The organism is Saccharicrinis sp. 156 (genome assembly GCF_050589685.1).
GTDB lineage: Bacteria > Bacteroidota > Bacteroidia > Bacteroidales > Marinilabiliaceae > Saccharicrinis.
Map to the genome: position 1 here is coordinate 1 of NZ_JBNGOS010000081.1, position 3,129 is coordinate 3,129.

Annotated in this window: 2 rRNA genes; both read right to left on the minus strand. The window is 52.2% G+C overall.

The annotated features are described in order from the left end of the window. Positions 1 to 51: 51 nt before the first annotated feature. A 5S ribosomal RNA gene (rrf, locus tag ACRD64_RS24870) occupies positions 52 to 161 on the minus strand. Positions 162 to 242: 81 nt separating this feature from the next. Further along, positions 243 to 3,048: ribosomal RNA gene (locus tag ACRD64_RS24875) — 23S ribosomal RNA — on the minus strand. Between the last annotated feature and the right edge of the window lie 81 nt (positions 3,049 to 3,129).

Sequence of the window (3,129 nt, forward strand, 5' to 3'; positions counted from 1 at the left end):
CGATTAACGCAAAAAGGACAGTCCTCTTTCGAAAACTGTCCTCTTGTCAAAGATGGGCGGCGACCTACTCTCCCACTGTACGCAGTACCATCGGCGCTAACGGGCTTAACTTCTCTGTTCGGGATGGGAAGAGGTGGGGCCCCGTCGCTATAGCCACCTGAATATTTTTACATATCCTGTATCGTATCATGTTATTGTCATACCGGCAACAACCAAAATCACATTCTCGCGCGCAACGCGCCAACTAAAAGTTTCGGGCAATTAGTACCGCTCGGCTTTGACATCGCTGCCTTTACACCTGCGGCCTATCAACGTCGTAGTCTACAACGTCCCTGATAAGGATATCTCATCTCGAAGCAGGCTTCGTGCTTAGATGCTTTCAGCACTTATCCCTTCCCCACATAGCTACCCAGCGGTGCTCCTGGCGGAACAACTGGTACACCAGAGGTGAGTCCGACGCGGTCCTCTCGTACTAACGTCAGGCCTTCTCAAATATCCCGCGCCCACAACAGATAGGGACCGAACTGTCTCACGACGTTCTGAACCCAGCTCGCGTGCCACTTTAATGGGCGAACAGCCCAACCCTTGGGACCTTCTCCAGCCCCAGGATGTGACGAGCCGACATCGAGGTGCCAAACCGCTCCGTCGATATGAGCTCTTGGGAGCGATCAGCCTGTTATCCCCGGAGTACCTTTTATCCTTTGAGCGATGGCCCTTCCATGCGGAACCACCGGATCACTATGTCCTACTTTCGTACCTGGTCGGCTTGTCGGCCTCACAGTCAAGCTTCCTTGTGCCATTACACTCTGCGGACGGTTACCAATCGTCCTGAGGAAACCTTTGAAAGCCTCCGTTACTCTTTTGGAGGCGACCACCCCAGTCAAACTACCCACCAAACAATGTCCGGATAAATCCGTTAGGCCACAGACAAGCAAAGGGACGTATTTCAAGGGCGACTAAACTACACCTGGCGATGCAGCATCAAAGTCTCCGTCCTATCCTACACATTACTTGCCCACAACCAATGTTAAGTTGCAGTAAAGGTTCACGGGGTCTTTCCGTCCCGTTGCGGGTAATCGGCATCTTCACCGATACTACAATTTCACCGAGCTCATGGCCGAGACAGCGCGCACATCGTTACACCATTCGTGCAGGTCGGAACTTACCCGACAAGGAATTTCGCTACCTTAGGACCGTTATAGTTACGGCCGCCGTTTACCGGGGCTTCAATTCAAGGCCTCGCCGAAGCTAACCTCTCCTCTTAACCTTCCGGCACCGGGCAGGTGTCAGGCCTTATACGTCTTCTTTCGAATTTGCAAAGCCATGTGTTTTTGATAAACAGTCGCATGCGCCATTTCTCTGCGGCCAGCCTAAACTGGCGCCCCTTTTCCCGAAGTTACGGGGCTAATTTGCCGAGTTCCTTAGCCATGAATCACTCGAGCGCCTCAGTATACTCAACCCAACTACGTGTGTCCGTTTACGGTACGGGCCCCTATACTCGCTTTTCTCGGTACCCGCTGCTCTGCTTCGCTTCGGCCGAAGCCTAGGCTCAACGTACTATTCCGTCAGTACGTAGCAATCTCGCGGATACGTCACTTTTAGTATACAGGGGGTACAGGAATATTAACCTGTTGTCCATCCACTACCCCTTTCGGGTTCGCGTTAGGTCCCGACTGACCCTGATCCGATTAGCGTTGATCAGGAAACCTGAGTTTTTCGGCGTGCGGGTTTCTCGCCCGCATTATCGTTACTTATGCCTACATTTGCTTTTCCAACCGCTCCACGGCACATCGCCATGCCGCTTCAAGGCCGTTGGAATGCTCCCCTACCACTTGTGAAAATTCACAAATCCACGGCTTCGGTAATATGCTTATGCCCGATTATTATCCATGCCCGATCGCTCGACTAGTGAGCTGTTACGCACTCTTTAAATGAATGGCTGCTTCCAAGCCAACATCCTAGCTGTCACTGCAATCGAACCGCGTTTGTTCAACTTAGCATATATTTGGGGACCTTAGCCGGTGGTCCGGGTTCTTTCCCTTTCGGACATGGACCTTAGCACCCATGCCCTCACTCCTGTTCATCATCTTACAGCATTCGGAGTTTATCAGGAGTTGATAGGCGGTGAAGCCCTCTCGTCCAATCAGTAGCTCTACCTCTGTAAGATTAAAACAAGGCTGCACCTAAATGCATTTCGGGGAGTACGAGCTATTTCCAGGTTTGATTGGCCTTTCACCCCTACCCACAGTTCATCCGAAGACTTTTCAACGTCTGGCGGTTCGGTCCTCCATTCCGTGTTACCGGAACTTCAACCTGACCATGGGTAGATCACCTGGTTTCGCGTCTAGCGCGGCTGACTATTTCGCCCTGTTCAGACTCGCTTTCGCTTCGGCTCCGACCCTGAAGGTCTTAACCTTGCCAACCACGACTAACTCGTAGGCTCATTATGCAAAAGGCACGCCGTCACGGATAAAATCCGCTCCGACCGCTTGTAAGCGCACGGTTTCAGGTACTGTTTCACTCCCCTGTTCGGGGTACTTTTCACCTTTCCCTCACGGTACTGGTTCACTATCGGTCTTTCAGGAGTATTTAGCCTTACGGGATGGGCCCCGCGGGTTCAGACAGGATTTCACGTGTCCCGCCCTACTCAGGATACCACTATCTTGCTCGAGGTTACGTGTACGGGGCTGTCACCCTCTACGGCCGCTATTTCCAAAGCGTTCCGCTTCCCTCGAACAATCATGTTGTGGTCCTACAACCCCGGCGCTGCCTAAACAGCACCGGTTTGGGCTCTTCCCCGTTCGCTCGCCGCTACTGGGGGAATCATTGTTATTTTCTTCTCCTCCGGGTACTTAGATGTTTCAGTTCCCCGGGTTTGCTTCCCGGAACTGGTCCGGGATGACAGGTCATCAACCTGACGGGTTGCCCCATTCAGAAATCCTCGGATCAACAAATATTTGCTTCTCCCCGAGGCTTATCGCAGCTTATCACGTCTTTCATCGCCTCTGAAAGCCTAGGCATCCACCGTGCGCCCTTGCTTACTTTCTTGTTGGTCGCACCATAACGCGCGGGCGTTACGGCGAACCTATGATTTTGATTGTTTTTGCCAATATGTCAATGTACGTTTTT